Here is a 368-nt window from a genome sequence, read left to right as displayed (position 1 = left end):
CTTATACTGACGGAACTAAGATTGAAAGTAAAGCAAACAAGTATACTTTTGTTTGGGCTAAGACTATACAAAACTCAAAAAACCGTATTGAAAAGAACCTTGAAGAGTTATGGACTTATGCTGAAAAGTTAGCCACAGATGAACTAAAAGACCGAAAACCAACTTCTTTCAAACCAGTCTCTACTGATCAAGTGACAAAGATTACCTCCGAAATATCCGATGCACTCAAGGACAAAAAGGTGAGTAAGAAAATGAAGCAAAAGCTGAATTATGTCAAGAAAACACAAGCACCAAAAGTAGATCAGTACAACAAACATGAAGAAAATTTAGCAGGAAGAAACAGCTATTCCAAGACAGATCATGAAGCC

General features: G+C 35.9%; 1 pseudogene. It reads left to right on the top strand.

Annotated features, from left to right (window positions below):
• Nucleotides 1-368: pseudogene (locus ACXAHM_RS26400) on the top strand (IS1182-like element ISMsp1 family transposase); the annotation flags it as partial.

It is taken from the genome of Flammeovirga sp. AWQ4_249 (genome assembly GCF_056161045.1).
Note: the sequence above shows the minus strand (reverse complement) of the source record. Positions and strands in the feature narration are given on the sequence as shown.